The 16,095-nt window shown below is 70.3% G+C and carries 15 protein-coding genes; 3 read left to right on the top strand and 12 right to left on the bottom strand.

Annotation, left to right across the window (positions count from 1 at the left end):
- The first annotated feature begins 126 nt into the window (after positions 1 to 126).
- The gene (locus tag ACWFRJ_RS08740) at positions 127 to 1,431 is read left to right on the top strand and encodes an ammonium transporter (RefSeq protein WP_453527130.1); all 1,305 of its coding nucleotides are present in this window, start codon (positions 127 to 129) and stop codon (positions 1,429 to 1,431) included.
- Positions 1,428 to 1,766 (top strand): P-II family nitrogen regulator, encoded by a 339-nt coding sequence (locus tag ACWFRJ_RS08735; RefSeq protein WP_453525943.1) that lies wholly within the window; start codon positions 1,428 to 1,430, stop codon positions 1,764 to 1,766. The genes ACWFRJ_RS08740 and ACWFRJ_RS08735 overlap by 4 nt, the downstream gene beginning before the upstream one ends.
- 146 nt (positions 1,767 to 1,912) lie before the next feature.
- On the opposite strand, the gene ACWFRJ_RS08730 is transcribed toward ACWFRJ_RS08735, so the two are convergent.
- The gene (locus ACWFRJ_RS08730; protein WP_453525940.1) at positions 1,913 to 2,275 is read right to left on the bottom strand and encodes a cytidine deaminase; all 363 of its coding nucleotides are present in this window, start codon (positions 2,273 to 2,275) and stop codon (positions 1,913 to 1,915) included.
- A gap of 26 nt (positions 2,276 to 2,301) precedes the next feature.
- Positions 2,302 to 3,210, bottom strand: coding sequence for a helix-turn-helix transcriptional regulator (locus ACWFRJ_RS08725; protein WP_453525937.1), 909 nt, complete (start codon positions 3,208 to 3,210; stop codon positions 2,302 to 2,304).
- A gap of 83 nt (positions 3,211 to 3,293) precedes the next feature.
- On the opposite strand from ACWFRJ_RS08725, the gene ACWFRJ_RS08720 reads away from it, so the two are divergent.
- Complete coding sequence (locus tag ACWFRJ_RS08720) at positions 3,294 to 4,724, top strand: MFS transporter (protein ID WP_453525934.1); 1,431 nt, start codon at positions 3,294 to 3,296, stop codon at positions 4,722 to 4,724.
- 11 nt (positions 4,725 to 4,735) lie between these two features.
- Here the strand turns inward: ACWFRJ_RS08720 and ACWFRJ_RS08715 are convergent, their stop codons facing one another.
- The 10 genes from ACWFRJ_RS08715 to ACWFRJ_RS08670 all read right to left on the bottom strand — a co-directional run bounded on the left by ACWFRJ_RS08715 (position 4,736) and on the right by ACWFRJ_RS08670 (position 16,092).
- Positions 4,736 to 5,092 (bottom strand): MmcQ/YjbR family DNA-binding protein, encoded by a 357-nt coding sequence (locus tag ACWFRJ_RS08715; protein WP_453525930.1) that lies wholly within the window; start codon positions 5,090 to 5,092, stop codon positions 4,736 to 4,738.
- Positions 5,089 to 6,390: a hemolysin family protein gene (locus ACWFRJ_RS08710; protein ID WP_453525927.1), complete on the bottom strand. Its 1,302-nt coding sequence runs from the start codon at positions 6,388 to 6,390 to the stop codon at positions 5,089 to 5,091. The genes ACWFRJ_RS08715 and ACWFRJ_RS08710 overlap by 4 nt, the downstream gene beginning before the upstream one ends.
- Positions 6,391 to 6,394: 4 nt before the next feature.
- Positions 6,395 to 6,892: an rRNA maturation RNase YbeY gene (gene ybeY, locus ACWFRJ_RS08705; RefSeq protein ID WP_453525924.1), complete on the bottom strand. Its 498-nt coding sequence runs from the start codon at positions 6,890 to 6,892 to the stop codon at positions 6,395 to 6,397.
- A gap of 13 nt (positions 6,893 to 6,905) precedes the next feature.
- A complete protein-coding gene (locus ACWFRJ_RS08700) occupies positions 6,906 to 7,940 on the bottom strand; it encodes a PhoH family protein (protein WP_453525921.1) in 1,035 nt (344 codons plus the stop codon).
- Positions 7,941 to 8,080: 140 nt separating this feature from the next.
- Positions 8,081 to 9,184: a carbohydrate kinase family protein gene (locus ACWFRJ_RS08695; protein ID WP_453525918.1), complete on the bottom strand. Its 1,104-nt coding sequence runs from the start codon at positions 9,182 to 9,184 to the stop codon at positions 8,081 to 8,083.
- A 111-nt stretch (positions 9,185 to 9,295) separates the two neighbouring features.
- Positions 9,296 to 10,297 carry an adenosine deaminase gene (locus tag ACWFRJ_RS08690; RefSeq protein ID WP_453525915.1) on the bottom strand — a complete coding sequence of 334 codons (1,002 nt, stop codon included), beginning with the start codon at positions 10,295 to 10,297 and terminating at the stop codon, positions 9,296 to 9,298.
- Between the two features lie 13 nt (positions 10,298 to 10,310).
- Entirely contained in the window at positions 10,311 to 11,219 is a 909-nt protein-coding gene (locus ACWFRJ_RS08685) for a ribonuclease Z (RefSeq protein WP_453525912.1), read from the bottom strand.
- 6 nt (positions 11,220 to 11,225) lie between these two features.
- Positions 11,226 to 11,579: a histidine triad nucleotide-binding protein gene (locus tag ACWFRJ_RS08680; RefSeq protein ID WP_389907273.1), complete on the bottom strand. Its 354-nt coding sequence runs from the start codon at positions 11,577 to 11,579 to the stop codon at positions 11,226 to 11,228.
- Positions 11,580 to 12,099: 520 nt separating this feature from the next.
- A complete protein-coding gene (locus tag ACWFRJ_RS08675; RefSeq protein ID WP_453527127.1) occupies positions 12,100 to 15,306 on the bottom strand; it encodes a S41 family peptidase in 3,207 nt (1,068 codons plus the stop codon).
- Between the two features lie 96 nt (positions 15,307 to 15,402).
- Positions 15,403 to 16,092: a hypothetical protein gene (locus ACWFRJ_RS08670; RefSeq protein ID WP_453525909.1), complete on the bottom strand. Its 690-nt coding sequence runs from the start codon at positions 16,090 to 16,092 to the stop codon at positions 15,403 to 15,405.
- Positions 16,093 to 16,095 lie beyond the last annotated feature (3 nt).

The raw sequence follows: 16,095 nt of genomic DNA, 5'->3' as shown, positions 1-16,095 counted from the left end.
GTGAGCTCCACGAAACCCTCACGCAACACGAAACACGGCGGAAACCGCGGGGTGCCCTTTCCGAAATGCTGGGCGGTGACGCTTCCCCTCTGCCCCCACCCGGAGGAGAGATTCCCCGTGCAGTCCATGTTCTCGTCGGCCCCCCTCACCACCACCCTGGCCGCGGCCGGGGGACCCGACACCGGAGACACCGCCTGGCTGCTCGCGGCCACCGCCCTGGTCCTCCTGATGACGCCGGGCCTCGCACTCTTCTACGGCGGCATGGTCCGCACGAAGAGCGTCCTCAACATGCTCCTCATGAGTTTCGTGTCGATCGCCCTTGTCACCGTGGTGTGGCTGCTCGCGGGCTACTCGCTCGCGTTCGGCGACGACACGTTCGCGGGCCTGATCGGCGGCGTCGACCACTTCGGCATGGCGGGCATCGGCCCGAGCACGCTCACCGGGACGGTCCCCACCCTCCTCTTCACCACCTTCCAGCTGACCTTCGCGATCCTCACCACGGCGCTGATCAGCGGCGCCATCGCGGACCGCACGAAGTTCGCGGCCTGGCTGGTCTTCGTGCCGCTCTGGGCGCTGCTCGTATACGTTCCCGTGGCGCACTGGGTCTGGGGCCCGGACGGCTGGATCTCCTCGTCCCTGGGCGCCCTGGACTTCGCGGGCGGCCTGGTCGTCGAGATCGCCTCCGGCGCGTCCGGCCTCGCCCTCGTCCTGGTCATCGGCCCGCGCATCGGCTTCAAGAAGGACGCGATGCGCCCGCACAACCTGCCGATGGTCCTGATGGGCGCGGGCCTGCTCTGGTTCGGCTGGCTCGGCTTCAACGGCGGCTCGGCCCTCGGCGCGAACGGCCTCGCGGCGGCCTCCGTCCTGAACACCCTGCTCGCCGGGTGCACGGGCCTGCTCGGCTGGCTCTTCGTGGAGCAGAAGCGCGACGGCCACCCCACGACGTTCGGCGCGGCATCGGGCGCGGTGGCGGGTCTCGTCGCCATCACTCCGGCGTGCGGGGTGGTCGGGGTGCTCGGCGCCGCGGTGGTCGGTCTGGCGGCGGGCGTGGTCTGCTCGTACGCCGTGGCGTGGAAGTTCCGCTTCGACTACGACGACTCTCTCGACGTCGTGGGCGTCCACCTGGTCGGCGGCGTGATCGGCACACTCCTGATCGGCCTGTTCGCGACGGCCACGATGACGGACGGCGCGGAGGGTCTCTTCTACGGGGGCGGGCTCGCGCAGCTGGGCAAGCAGGCGGTGGCGGTGCTCGTCGTGGCGGCGTACACGTTCACCGTGACGTACTGCATCGGCAAGGCGATCGACAAGGTGATGGGCTTCCGCGCGAACGCCGACGACGAGATGACGGGCCTCGACCAGACGCACCACGCGGAGACGGCCTACGATCACGGCGTCCTGGTCAGCCCGATGAAGGGGAGCACCGTCCGATGAAGCTCGTTACCGCGGTCATCAAGCCGTTCCGCCTCGACGAGGTGAAGACGGCCTTGCAGGAACTGGGCGTACAAGGCCTCACGGTCACCGAGGCGAGCGGGTACGGGCGCCAGCGGGGGCACACGGAGGTGTACCGGGGGGCGGAGTACCAGGTGGACCTGGTGCCGAAGGTGCGTCTTGAGGTCGTCGTCGATGATGCCGACGCCGACGCGGTGATCGACGGAATCGTCCGCGCGGCGGCCACGGGGAAGATCGGTGACGGGAAGGTGTGGGCGGTGCCGGTGGAGACGGTGGTGCGGGTACGGACGGGGGAACGGGGCCCGGACGCGGTTTGATTTCCCCAACCCCGCCCAATCCAGCCCCTCCGGCGTTTGAGGAGCGGGGTCTGGGGCGGAGCCCCAGGTAGGCCCGGGGCGCAGGCACGCCACGCGGCGGAGCCGCAAATCGATACAGCCGGGAAGGGGCGGGGTTGGGGAAAAGGTCAGTTCGCCTCGACCCGCACCCGGACCTCCCCGTCAGCCCCCGCCAGAAACACCGGCGTCCCGGCCCCACCAAGGTCCCGCACAGCGGAAAGGTCCTCGGAGGACAGCGCCTCCCCGGAGGAGACGACCGCCGCCGCCTCCAGGGACTCCGCGCCGGAGGCGACAGCCATGGCGACGGCGGTACGCAGGGCGGAAAGCTTCAGGGAGTCGAGCGAAACCGTCCCGGCGACATACGTACGCCCCGTCTCGTCCCGCACAGCGGCCCCCTCGGCCACCCCGTTCCGCGCCCGCGCCGAACGAGCCAGCGTAACGATCTTCCGGTCCTCAGCATCAAGCGCGCCAAGCGCAGCACTCTCGGTCATACGCCGAGCATACGGAGCAGAGGCAGCTAAACCGCCACCGGGTACATCGACCCCCGCCGCCCCTCGGGCGACGCGAGCCACTCCAGTTTCGCCGCAGTATCCGCCTCCGGCAGCGGCGTGTGCATCACGATCGTCAGATCGGGCCGCGCAGGCACCCGCAACGCCGTCGACTCGACGTGCAACGCCCCCACCAGCGGATGGATGAGCTCCTTGTGGACCTGCCCCGCGGGCCGCACGTCCCGCCGCTCCCACAGCTCGGTGAACTCCTCGCCCGCCACGTCCCGCAGCTCGGCCAGGACCGCCTGGAACCCCTCGTCGTCCGGCGCCTCCGAGCACGACGCACGGAACTGCGCGACGACCGACTCCGCGTTGGTCCGCCAACTCACGCTCCGGGAGCGGTAGATGGGGTCGGTGAAGAAGTCCACGATGCAGTTCTGGGTGATCTCGGGACGCATCCCGAAGACCATCCCGGCGGCGTCGTTGTACAGGACGCAGTTGTAGTAGCGGTCCATGATGTGCGCCGGGTACGGCATCCACGTGTCGATAAGGCGCTGCAACCCGGCGCACATGTCCCGGTCCGCCTGCTCGACCTCGGGCGCGGGCGGGTTGAGCCCGGCGAGCACGTACAGATGCCGCCGCTCGGCGCTCGAAAGCTTCAGTACGCGCCCCACGGAGTCCAGGACCTGCGGCGACACCGAGATGTCGCGCCCCTGCTCCAACCACTGGTACCAGGACGCGCCGACCCCGGCGAGCACGGCGACCTCCTCGCGGCGCAGACCCGGCGTACGCCGCCGCGCCCCGCCGTCCGGGAGCCCCGCGTCCGCCGGGCTGACCCGGGCGCGGCGGCTCATCAAGAACTCGCGCAGTTCGCCCAGCCTCCGCGCCTTGGACGCGTCCTGCGGCACCCTCGCCACGGCCTCACTCGTCCCCGCCATGAGCAGTCCCCCTGCCTGGTGTTCCGACCACCAGCATAAGTTCTGGCTCCCCACGGCTATTCCTGACGCCCGAAGCTCATCTCATGGCGATCGACACCACCACTCCCCCGTCCACCACAACGGCGGCCACGTCACTTCAGCCCCCGGCCCCCAAGCTCTCCTCCCGCGACAAGCTCGTCCTCTTCGTGCTCTGCGCGGCCCAGTTCATGGTCGCGCTCGACTTCTCCGTGCTTAACGTGGCGCTGCCCGTGCTCGGCGCCGACCTGGGCATGAGCCAGTCCGCGCTGCAGTGGGCGGTGACCGCGTTCGCCCTTCCCTCCGGTGGCTTCCTGCTCCTCTTCGGCCGCACCGGCGACCTGTTCGGGCGGCGCAAGCTGTTCCTCGGCGGCCTCGCCCTGTTCGGCCTCGCCTCCCTGCTCGCTACCTTCGCCTGGGACCCGGCGTCGTTCCTCGCCGGGCGCGCGCTGCAGGGCGTCGGCGCCGCGGCCATCGTGCCGACCGGCATGTCGCTCCTGACCACGACCTTCCCCGAGGGCCCGCAGCGCGACCGGGCTCTCGGCATCTCCGGCACGCTGCTCTCGCTCGGCTTCACGGTCGGCATGGTGCTCGGCGGCGTACTGACCGACACGCTCGGCTGGCGCTCCACGATGGGCCTGCTGACCCTCTTCGTGCTGATCGTGCTGCCGCTCGCGCCGGGCCTCCTGCCCGAGTCCCGCACCCCGGACCGCCCCCGCCTCGACATCCCCGGCGCGGTCACGGTCACCGGCGGTCTGCTCGCCCTGATCTACGCGCTCTCCACGGCCGCCGAACGCGGCTTCGGCGGCACGGACGTCATCGTCACACTGATCACCGGCGTCCTGCTGCTGGCGGCCTTCGGATACGTCGAGTCGCGCGCCACGTCCCCGCTCGTCTCGCTTCCCATGCTGCGGCGGCGGACGGTCGCGTGGGGCAACCTGGGCGGTCTCGTCACCTTCTCGATGATGTCGGCGGTCGTCTTCGTCCTCACGCTCTACCTCCAGGAGGTCCTGGAGCTCTCCGCCTTCCAGACGGGTCTCGTCTTCGGCGTGCAGGGCGTGCTCTCGGTGGTCTCCGGTATCTACGCGCCCAAGGCCATCAGCCGCTTCGGGGCGCACCGCACCCTCGTCGTCTCGCTCCTGGGGCAGGGCCTTTTCATCGCGTCGCTGCTGGGCATCGACGACGGCACGGGCTCCGTCTGGCTCGCCACGGCGGGCGTATCGGTGGCGAGCATGTTCCACCTGGGCGCGATCATCTCGTACGGCGTGACCGTCACGTCGGGTGTCCCGGACGAGGAGCAGGGCCTGGCCACGGGCCTGGTGACATCGACCCAGCAGGTGGGCATCACGATCGGCATCCCGCTCCTGGGAGTGCTCGCGACCACGAGCACGGATCTGCTCGCGGGAACGCGGACCGTGCTCCTGATCGACGCGGCGGTGGTGCTCGTGGCGGCGGCCCTGGTCGCGACGGGCCTGCGCACCCGGCGCCGTAACACCTGAGGGAATGGCGCCTAGGGGCGGTCGAGCCGCAGGCGTTGCGCCTTCGGAAGCCCGGCCACCACCAGGTCGTACGAATCCTCGACGAGCTCCCGGACCTGCTGGTCCGGGAGTTTCGCGTCGACCGTCACGGTGTTCCAGTGGCGCTTGTTCATGTGCCACCCCGGCGCGATCTCCGGGTGCGCGGCCCGCAGCTGGACCGCGATGTCGGGATCGCACTTCAGGTTCACGGTCAACGGCGTCGCGTCCAGGGTGCTGAGCGCGAACATCTTCCCCGCAACCTTGAACACCGAGGCGTCAGGACCGAACGGAAACTCCTCGACCACGTCGTTGAAGGACAAGCAGAACGCGCGCAGTTCCTGCGGTTTCACGCCGAAGTCTCCTTCTCCGCGCCCTCAGGCGCGACCGGCTCCACGAGCACCGTCACGATCTTGTTCCGGCGCCCGGCTGCGGACTCCGCGGTCAGCCGCAGCTGTCGGCCGTCCGGCAGCGGGACAAGCGCCGACGCGTCGGCGATCGGCACCCGGCCGAGCGCCTTGGCGAGCAGGCCGCCCACCGTCTCCACGTCCTCGTCGTCGAACTCGTCGAGCCCGAAGAGCTCGCCGAGGTCACCGATGTCCAGGCGCGCGGTGACGCGGTAGCAGCCGTCGTCGAGTTCCTCGACGGGCGGCAGTTCACGGTCGTACTCGTCGGTGATCTCGCCGACGATCTCTTCGAGGATGTCCTCGATGGTGACGATCCCTGCCGTGCCGCCGTACTCGTCGATGACGACGGCGACGTGATTGCGCTCCTGCTGCATCTCGCGCAGCAGGTCACCCGCGTTCTTCGTGTCGGGCACGAAGGTCGCGGGACGCATCGCCGTCGACACCAGTTCCGACTCGCTGTCGCGGTTGATGTGCGTCTTACGGGCCAGGTCCTTCAAATAGACCATGCCCACGATGTCGTCCTCGCTCTCGCCCGTCACCGGGATCCGCGAGAAACCGGACCGCAGCGCGAGCGTCAGCGCCTGCCGGATGGTCTTGAAGCGCTCGATGGCGACCAAGTCCGTCCGGGGCACCATGACTTCACGCACGAGGGTGTCCCCGAGCTCGAAGACGGAGTGCACCATGCGGCGCTCGTCGTCCTCGATGAGGGATTCCTTCTCGGCGAGGTCGACCATCGCGCGCAGCTCGGCCTCGGAGGCGAACGGGCCGCGCCTGAAGCCCTTGCCGGGCGTGAGCGCGTTGCCGATGAGGATCAGGAGCGGCGGGATCGGGCCCATGATGCGGGCCAGCGGCAGCAGGACGTACGCGGCGGCCGTGGCCGTGTTGAGCGGATGCTGGCGCCCGATGGTGCGCGGCGAGACGCCCACGGCCACGTACGACACGAGGACCATCACCGCGATGGCGACGGCGAGCGCCTGCCAGGTCTCGTCGAACTCCTTCAGGCAGGCGTACGTCACCAGGGACGCCGCCGCCATCTCGCACGCGACGCGCACGAGCAGCGCCACGTTCAGATAGCGGGTGGGGTCGGCGGCGACCTGCGCGAGTTTCGCGCTGCCGCGCCGCCCGGAGCGGACCGACTCCTCCGCCCGGAAGCTGGAGGTACGGGCGATGCCCGCCTCGGCACAGGCCGCGAGCCAGGCGACGACGACAAGGGCGACGGCGCCCGCGATCAGCTGGAAGCTCATGGGGTTACGAGACGGTGGGCGCCGGAGAGGGCCCGGTCAGGCCGTTCTCACCGCGCCAGCCGTCGACAATGGCCGCCTGGAGGCCGAACATCTCGGCCTTCTCGTCCGGCTCCTCATGGTCGTACCCGAGCAGGTGAAGCACTCCGTGGACGGTGAGCAGCTGGAGCTCCTCGTCCATGGAGTGCTCGGTGGGCGCTTCCTTGCCCTGCCTGAGGGCGACCTCGGGGCAGAGCACGATGTCGCCGAGGAGGCCCTGCGGGGCCTCCTCCTCGTCCTTGGCGGGCGGGCGCAGCTCGTCCATCGGGAACGACATGACATCTGTCGGTCCCGGCAGGTCCATCCACTGAATGTGGAGCTGCTCCATGGCGTCGGTGTCCACGACGATCACCGAGAGCTCGGAGAGCGGGTGGATGCGCATCCGCGCGAGGGCGTAGCGGGCGATGTCGAGGATCGCCTGCTCGTCGACCTCGGTTCCGGATTCGTTGTTGACGTCGATCGACATGGTGCGGCTTCCGCTACTTCCCGTTTTTCTTGTTCTGCTGACTGTCGTCGTACTTCTCGTACGCGTCGACGATACGGCCGACCAGCTTGTGCCGTACGACATCGTGGGACGTGAGCCGCGAGAAGTGCACCTCGTCGATGCCCTCCAGGATGTCCTGGACCTGCCGCAGCCCCGACTTGGTGCCGTTCGGCAGGTCGACCTGGGTGACGTCGCCCGTGATCACGATCTTCGACTCGAAGCCGAGGCGCGTGAGGAACATCTTCATCTGCTCGACGCTGGTGTTCTGCGCCTCGTCCAGGATGATGAACGCGTCATTGAGCGTGCGACCGCGCATGTACGCGAGCGGGGCGACCTCAATGGTCCCCGCCGCCATCAACCGCGGAATGGAGTCCGGGTCGAGCATGTCGTGCAGCGCGTCGTACAGCGGCCGCAGATACGGGTCGATCTTCTCGTAGAGCGTGCCCGGCAGGAAGCCGAGACGCTCGCCGGCCTCGACGGCGGGGCGGGTCAGGATGATGCGGTTGACCTGCTTGGCCTGGAGCGCCTGCACGGCCTTGGCCATGGCGAGGTACGTCTTGCCGGTGCCCGCGGGGCCGATGCCGAAGACGATGGTGTTCTTGTCGATGGCGTCGACGTACCGCTTCTGGTTGAGCGTCTTGGGGCGGATCGTGCGGCCGCGGGACGAGAGGATGTTCTGCGTGAGGACCTCGGCCGGGGTCTCCGGACCGTCGCCCTCCCCCGCCTCGTCCGCCCTGAGCATGGCGATCGAGCGTTCCACTGCGTCCTCCGTCATCGGCTGACCGGTGCGGAGCACCAGCATCATCTCGTCGAACAAACGCTGGATGAGGGTGACTTCATGGGCGTCACCGACAGCGCTGATCTCATTGCCCCGGACATGGATGTCGGCCGCCGGGAAGGCCTTCTCGATCACGCGCAACAGGGCGTCTCCGGAACCGAGCACCGTCACCATCGGGTGGTTGGCCGGGACGGTGAAATGTGCTCGCGACTGGCCCTGGGCAGGGGTACGAGCTGTGGGTGTCTGAGTCATGGGCCGGCACTTAGGCCTGCTCATCCTCCTCATGCGGGGCTTGGTGGCCGCTCGACAGCCTTGCACTGCCAAGAGTACGACGCCCCACTGTCACCGCCGTAGGGCTTTTCCACTCCGGTGACGCACAGCTGTACGACCTGTTACGCCGACCTGAACCCGATCGTGGGCACGGCCCGCCGCAGCGGCCAGGGACGAGTGGCCTCCGGAAGCATGCCCTCCAGGAATCCGTACCGCCGCAGCGCCACCGGGTCCTGGTCGTCGACCTCGCGCACGGTCCGCCACCACGTGGCGACCTCCGCCCAGCCCGGCGCCGAGAGGGACCCCCCGAACTCCTGCACCGAGAGCGCCGCCGTGAGCCCCGCGAAGGCGAGCCGGTCCGCGAGGGGCCACCCGGCGAGGGTGCCGGTCACGAAGCCCGCCACGAAGACATCACCGGCCCCCGTGGGATCGAGGGCCTCCACCGCGATGGCCGGAACCTCGGCGGTCTCGCCGGTCCTGCCGTCCACCGCGTACGCCCCTTCCGCACCCAGCGTCACCACGGCGAGCGGTACGTGCTCGGTCAGCGCACGGGCTGCGGCGCGGGGGCACTGGGTCCGGGTGTACCGCATGGCCTCCTCCGCGTTCGGCAGGAACGCCTCGCAGTGCTCCAGGTCCGCGAGCCCCGCCAGATCCCAGCGCCCTGTGTCGTCCCATCCGACGTCGGCGAAGATCCGCGTGCCCGTGCGGGCGGCCTCGGCGATCCACGGCGCGCGCGTGCCGGGCGTCAGGGAGGTCACGGCGGCACGCGCGCGTGGCGGGCACTCCGGGGCGCCGCCGTCCGGGGAATCGGCGTCGGGCGGCGGCTCGTGGCCGTGGCTGACCATGGTCCGCTCACCCTCGTACGCCATGGAGACGGTCACCGGGGAGTGCCAGCCGGGCACGGTGCGCGACGTCTGGAGGTCGATGCCCTCGCCCTGTTCGAGCGCGTCCCAGCAGTACTCGCCGTAGTGGTCGTCCCCGAAGGCCGCCGCGAGCGAGGTGCGCAGGCCGAGCCGCGCGAGCGCGGTCGCCATATTGGCCACGCCGCCGGGGCTCGACCCCATCCCGCGCGCCCAGGACTCGGTGCCGCGTACGGGCGCGGAGTCGAGGCCGGTGAAGATGATGTCGAGGAAGACCGTCCCGGTGAGGAAGACGTCACAGGGCGGATCGCCTGCTCTGCGGCTTGCCTTGAGCGGGTCGATGCTGGGTTTGAGAGGTACGACCATGCAGGCAACGTAACGGACGAAGCCCATCGGGGCTCGAATGCCGGACGAGCTGAGTTCAAGCCCGTCCGGCGTTCGCGCGCGGCACGCACGCGTTGACTCCGCCCCGAACGATCAGTCGAACGAATACGCCGCGACCTCGGCGAGGTACCGGGCACGCAGCGCCTCGTCCTCCGCGCTTCCGTCGAGGAAGGACGCCTCGAAGGAGTTGCGGGCGAGCTCCCGCAGCAGCTCCTGGTCGAGCCCGAGGGCTTCCCGTACGGCGTGGAAGGTGTCGTCGACATAGCCCCCGAAGTACGCCGGGTCGTCGGAGTTGACCGTGCACAGCAGCCCGGCGTCCATCATCCGCGCCAACGGATGCTCTTCGAGTACGTCGATGGCGCGCAGCCGGACGTTGGACAGCGGGCAGAGCGTGAGCGGAATCCGCTCGCGCACGAGGCGCTCCACGAGCTCCGGGTCCTCGACGCACCGCAGCCCATGGTCGATGCGCTCGGCACCGAGCACGTCCAGGGCTTCCGTGATGTACGCGGGCGGGCCTTCCTCGCCCGCGTGGGCGACCCGGCGCAGGCCGAGCGCGGCGGCGGCCTCGTACACCTCGCGGAACTTGGCGGGCGGGTGCCCGACCTCGGCGGAGTCGAGCCCGACGCCGATGATCCGGTCCAGGTGCGGCTTGGCGGCCTCCAGGGTCTCCAGAGCCGATTCGGCGGACTGGTCCCTCAGGAAACACATGATGAGCCGGGTGGAGATCCCGTGCCGCTCCTCGCTGCGCTCCAGGGCGCGCCCGAGTCCCTCGATCACGGTGCCGATGGCGACGCCGCGCACCATGTGCGCCTGCGGGTCGAAGAAGATCTCAGCGTGCCGTACGCCCTGCTGAGCGGCGCGCGCCAGATAGGCGTCGGCGAGCTCCTCGAAGTCTTCCTCGGTCCGCAGCACAGCCATCAGCCCGTAGTACAGATCAAGGAAGGACTGCAGATCGTCGAAGAGATAGGCCTTGCGCAGCTCTTCGGTGTCCGCGTACGGGAGGGTGAGGCCGTTGCGGGCGGCGAGGGCGAAGGCGAGCTCGGGTTCGAGCGTCCCCTCGATGTGGAGGTGGAGTTCGGCTTTGGGAAGGGGCATGACGGCGGCTCACTCAGGTGGTTCGTTTGGGCAGAGGTACACGCAACAGGTCTTGTGCGACGGTGAGTTCACCGTCGAATCCGGCGTCCCGGGCCTGCTGCTCGAAAACGCCGGGGTCGGGGTAGCGCTGGCTGAAGTGGGTCAGTACGAGGTGCCGCACACCGGAGTCCACGGCGACCCTGGCGGCCTGCCCCACGGTCAGATGCCCATGATCGAGTGCGAGCTGCTCGTCCTCGTCCAGGAAGGTGGACTCGATGACGAGCATGTCGCAGCCGTCGGCGAGGGCGTGGACGCCGTCGCAGAGCCGGGTGTCCATCACGAAGGCGAACCGCTGTCCGCGCCGGACCACGCTCACCTCGTCGAGCGTGACGCCCCGCAGTACGCCGTCGCGCTGGAGGCGGCCCACGTCGGGTCCCGCGATGCCGCGCTCGGCGAGCAGCTCGGGGAGTATCCGCCGCCCGTCGGGCTCGGTGATCCGATAGCCGAAGGACTCGACGGGATGCGAGAGCTTGACGGCATCGAGGGCATAGGAGGGAGTACGGGCCAACTGCCCATCTCCCGCGACCGGTTCGACGACGAGCTGGACAGTCTCGCGATAGGCGGTGGAGTACCGCAGCCGGTCGAAGAAGTGCTGACCGGAGCGCGGGAAGTGCACGGTCACGTCGTGCGGGACGCGGTCCAGATTGATCCGCTGGATGACGCCGGGCAGCCCCAGGGAGTGATCACCATGGAAGTGCGTGACGCAGATCCGGTGCAGGTCGTGCGCGGCGACCCCGGCACGCAGCATCTGCCGCTGCGTGCCCTCGCCGGGGTCGAAGAGGATGCCCTGGCCGTCCCAGAGCAGGACGTAGCCGTTGTGGTTGCGGTGCCGGGTGGGGACCTGGCTGGCGGTACCCAGGACCACCAATTCACGTACGGACAAGGTGCGTTATCCCGGGGGCCACTGCAGGCCGCGTCCGCCGAGGACGTGGGCGTGCGCGTGGAAGACGGTCTGGCCCGCGCCGGCGCCGGTGTTGAAGACGATGCGGTAGCTCTCCGCCTTCTCCTCTGCGGCGACCTCGCCGGCCTCGCGGAGGACGTCGGCGGCGATGGCGGGTTCGGCGGCGGCGAGGGTGGCGGCGTCCGGGTAGTGGGCCTTGGGGATGACCAGTACGTGGGTGGGGGCCTGCGGGTTGATGTCGCGGAAGGCGACGGTCGTGTCCGTCTCCCTCACGAGGGTCGCGGGTACGTCACCTGCGACGATCTTGCAGAACAGGCAGTCTGCCTGCGGTTCTCCCGCCATTGCTGCGCCTCCGCTTCTCACCGATTCACTTGCCCCCGCATGCTATCCGGGCTGCGCCCACGCCCAGCCCCTCCCCTCAGCCCCCGGCACCCCATCCTTCCCGAACAGACCTCTCCCACCCGCCCGATCACCCCGCATCAACCCCTGAACGAACAAACCTTCCCCGCCCACCCGCCCGATTGCCCCGCGACGCCAGAGGGTGGGGGTGGGATGCGCGTACAGCAGCCGGGGCGGGTGGGGCCGGGGGGCGCCCGTACAGCAGGTCGGGGTGGGCGATCCGTGCAGGCGAAGGTGGGGCGGTGGACCTCGGTAGGGGGCGCGACGAGCCCCAGCCGCCGGGGCACGCCCCCACCCCACCCGCAGTCGGCATCGAGACGCGAGGGGGTGTGCCGGGATTTCCGCCCGGAGCACGGTTCGCGGCACTCCCCAGCCGAAGCAGACAGACGTACACCAGCGGATGGCGAGGACGGACATCCCGGCGCGGCCCCGCCCCCAAGACGGAGCGACACCGCACCCCGCCTCAGCTACCCGGCAGCTCCGGAGCCACCTTCGCCGGAGTTTCCTCCAGGGCGGCGAGCGCCAGGCGGATCGCCTCGTCCAGCTGGGGGTCGCGGCCCGACGCGTAGTCCTCCGGGGTCGTCACCACCTCCACGTCCGGGTCCACGCCGTAGTTCTCGACGCCCCACCCGTACCCCTCCAGCCAGAACGCGTACTTCGGCTGCGTCACCAGCGTCCCGTCCACCAAGCGGTACCGGCTGTCGATCCCGATCACCCCGCCCCACGTCCGCGTCCCCACCACGGGCCCGATCCCAAGGGCCTTGATCGCCGCGTTCACGATGTCCCCGTCGGAACCGGAGAACTCGTTGGCGACAGCGACGACAGGGCCCCGGGGCGCGTCCGCCGGGTAGCTGTAGGGCTGCGAGCCCCTCGGCAGGTCCCAGCCCACGATCTTCCGGGCGAGTTTCTCCACCACCAGCTGCGACGTGTGGCCGCCACGGTTCTCGCGCACGTCCACCACGAGCCCGTCCCGCGCCACCTCCACCCGCAGGTCCCGGTGGATCTGCGCCCACCCGGGCGCCTGCATGTCCGGCACGTGCAGATACCCCAGCCGCCCCCCGGACCGCTCGTGGACGTACGCACGCCGGTCCACCACCCACGCGTGGTACCGCAACGGCTCCTCGTCATCGACAGGGATGACCACCGCGTGGCGCGGGTCACCCCCACCCGCGGGCGACACCGTAAGCTCCACCGGCTTCCCCGCCGTACCCACCAGCAACGGCCCCGGCCCCGTCACCGGATCGACCGGCCGCCCCGCGATCGCCAGCAACGCGTCCCCGGCCCGCACGGCGACCCCGGGCGCGGCGAGGGGCGAGCGGGCGGACGGGTCCGACGTCTCGGACGGGAGGACCCGGTCGATCCGCCACGCCCCGTCCTCGCCCCGCGAGATGTCCGCACCGAGCAGCCCCTGCCGTACGGACGAACTTCCCCAGGCCCCGCCCCCGATCACGTACGCGTGCGACGTCCCCAGCTCTCCGGCGACTTCCCACAACAAGTCCACGAGGTCGTCGTGCGTGGCCACCCGGTCGAGCACCGGACGGTAGCGGTCCAGTACGCCGTCCCAGTCGATCCCTCCCAGGTCGGGCCGCCAGAAGTTGTCCCGCATCAGCCGCCCGGCCTCGTCGTACATCTGGCGCCACTCGGCAGCCGGATCGACCGTCTGTCTGACCCGCGTGAGGTCCACGGTGATGTTCGAGTCGGAGCTCTCGTCACCGGACGCACGCCGGTCGCTCGGCACGACCTTCAGCTTCCCGTCGGCCCACAGCAGCACCCGCTTGCCGTCACCACTGACGGCGAAGTGGTCGGCGTCCGACGACAGTTCCTCGATGCGCTGCTGGACGAGGTCGTAGCGTTCGAGCTCGGTCTGCGGGTCGGGGTCCGACGGGGTCGCGCGGGAGGCGCCCAGGACGCCCCGCACGGGGTGCCGCAGCCACAGGACACCGTCCTTGGCGGCCCGCAGGGTGGAGTAGCGCGCGGCCTCGACCGGGAACGGCACGATGCGGTCCGCGAGCCCGTCCAGGTCGATGCGCGTGACGGGCGAGCCCTCGCTGTCCGGGGTCTCGTCCTTGTCGGGTGCCTCGAAGGGGCGTCCGTGCCGCTGCGGCCCGAAGGGGGAGGGCGTAGTCGCCGCCAGCGTGATCAGATACGGCCGCGATCCCCCGACGAAGGCCAGGTCGAATACGTGCTCGTCGTAGACGGGGTCGAAGGCCCGCGCGGACAGGAACGCCAGATGCTTGCCGTCGAGGGTGAACGCGGGCGCGTAGTCGCGGAAGCGCAGCGGCGTCGCCTCGGAAACGGACAGATCAGCGGTGTTCGCCAGCTTCAGCTGCCGCAGCGGGCGCGGCCCCGGATGCGACCACGCGAGCCAGGCCGAGTCCGGCGAGAAGACGAGCCCGGTGGCATCGCCGTGCTCCCCGCGATCGACCTCGCGCACCTCCCCGCTCTCCCGCTCCACGAGCAGCACACGGCCGTCGTGCGAGGCGACGGCGGCTCTGCTGCCGTCGGGCGCCATGGCGAGCCCGAGCACTCTGCCCAGCTGCCCGGCGGCGATCCTGCGCGGCGTCGCCCCCGGCGAGAGCCCCGTGGCGGGCGCGAACTGGAGTGCGTCGTCGCCCTCCGCGTCCGTCACCCAGACGACGTGTTCCTCGCCGTCGACACGGAACGTACGCGGCAGCCGCGCACGCACCCCGTGCTCGACGGCGAGCGCGCGGGCGGGCCCCTCGCGGTGGGTCACCCAGTGCACGCCGCCGCGCACGGAGACGGCGCTGCCCCGCCCGGTGTGGTCGGGGGCGGCGGCTCCGAACCAGCGCGCCGCGCTCACGGGGAACGGCTGGAGGTCGGTGCGCTGGCCGCCGAGGCGGATGCCGACGCGGCGCGGCTCGGCGTCCACCAGGTCGTCGAGGAGCCAGAGCTCACCCGCCGACGCGTACACGACCCGCGTGCCGTCGGTCGCGGCGTGCCGGGCGTAGAAGCCGTCGATACCGGTGTGCCGACGCAGGTCGGACCCGTCGGGCAGCGAAGAGTAGACGGCGCCGACACCTTCGTGGTCGGAGAGGAAGGCGATGCGCTCCCCCACCCACAGCGGGTACTCGATGTTCCCGTCGAGCTCTTCATGAACGCGTACGAAGTCCGCGGCCCCGCGCCGGATCCACAGCTTGCCCGCCGTACCGCCCCGGTACCGCTTCCACCAGGCGGCCTCGCGCCCCATCGGCGCGGAGAGCAGCAGGGCCTGGCCGTCCTCGGGGCCGTGCGCGACATCGCCCACGATGCCGTACGGCAGGGTGTCCGCGGGCCCGCCGTCCAGCGGTACGGCCCGCGCCCAGCTGCGGCGCAGCGAGGCCTTGCCGTAGGTGCTGATCGCGAGGACCTGTCCGTCCGGGGTCCAGCCCCGCACTGACGTACGCGAACTCCCCCAGTACGTCAGACGCCTGGAGGAGCCGCCGTCGACCGGCGCGACATGCACCTCGGGGGCGCCGTCACGGGTGGACGTCCAGGCGACGGTCGTCCCGTCCGGGGAGATGCGGGGGTGGTGCACGGGCATGTTGTCGGCGCTGACGCGCCACGCCCGACCGCCGTCGAGGGGCGCGACCCAGACGTCGTCCTCAGCCGTGAAGGCGACCAACTCGCCGCGCAGATGGGGAAACCGGAGATACGCAGAGTGCCCAGTCAGTGTCACAAAGCCAGCCTAGGCAGCCGCGGCGGAGCCGGTCAGGGTTTTGGATCACTTGCCTGTTCACGCGGTCGAGCGGGGTCGAGCCGGCACGGTTCATTTGCCCTTGAAGCACGAGCACGTCGGATTGGGCTCCTGCGACGGCGGGGCGGGCGTCTCGGTCACGGTGACGGTCGCCGTGGGCGGCTGATCCGACTGATCGCCGCCGTTGCCTCCGCCATTGTCCCAACCGCCGTTACCGCCTCCATTGTCGCCGTTGTCGTTCCCGTTGTCGTTCCCGTTGTCGCTTCCGTTGTCGTTCCCGTTGTCGCTCCCGTTGTCGCCTCCGGAGCAGTCGCCGAGCACGTTGACGTGGAACCACACCTTGTCCTCGACCTTGGCGGTCAGGTTCCCGCGCACACAGTGTCCGTCGACGACGGACCACACCGTGCCCTTGACGGTGATGTTGCTGGTGTCGTCGGAACCCTTCCCGGTCCTGGCCTGCCCCTGGCAGTCGACGGTGACGTCGGTGTTCTGCCCCGACTCACCGCTGGACGGTGTGACCCTGTCCTTGTAGCGGGCGGTGCAGCTGATCCAGAGCACGTCGAGATTCTGCCGCTCCAGCTCCTTCGTCGCCAAGTCGTCGGTGGTGACCGCGACGGCCGAGGTGTTCGTGCCCTCGTCGACGGGCTCGCACGCGGCGACCCCGATCACCGCCGCCCCCGCGAACCCGACGGCGAACAGCACCTGTCGGCGCCGTCCGCTGACGTCCGCCGCACGATCACGTATGCGCCTCAATGCCCCCATAGG

Source organism: Streptomyces sp. NPDC055239, from assembly GCF_053606205.1.
This window is presented reverse-complemented; position numbering and strand designations above follow the sequence as displayed.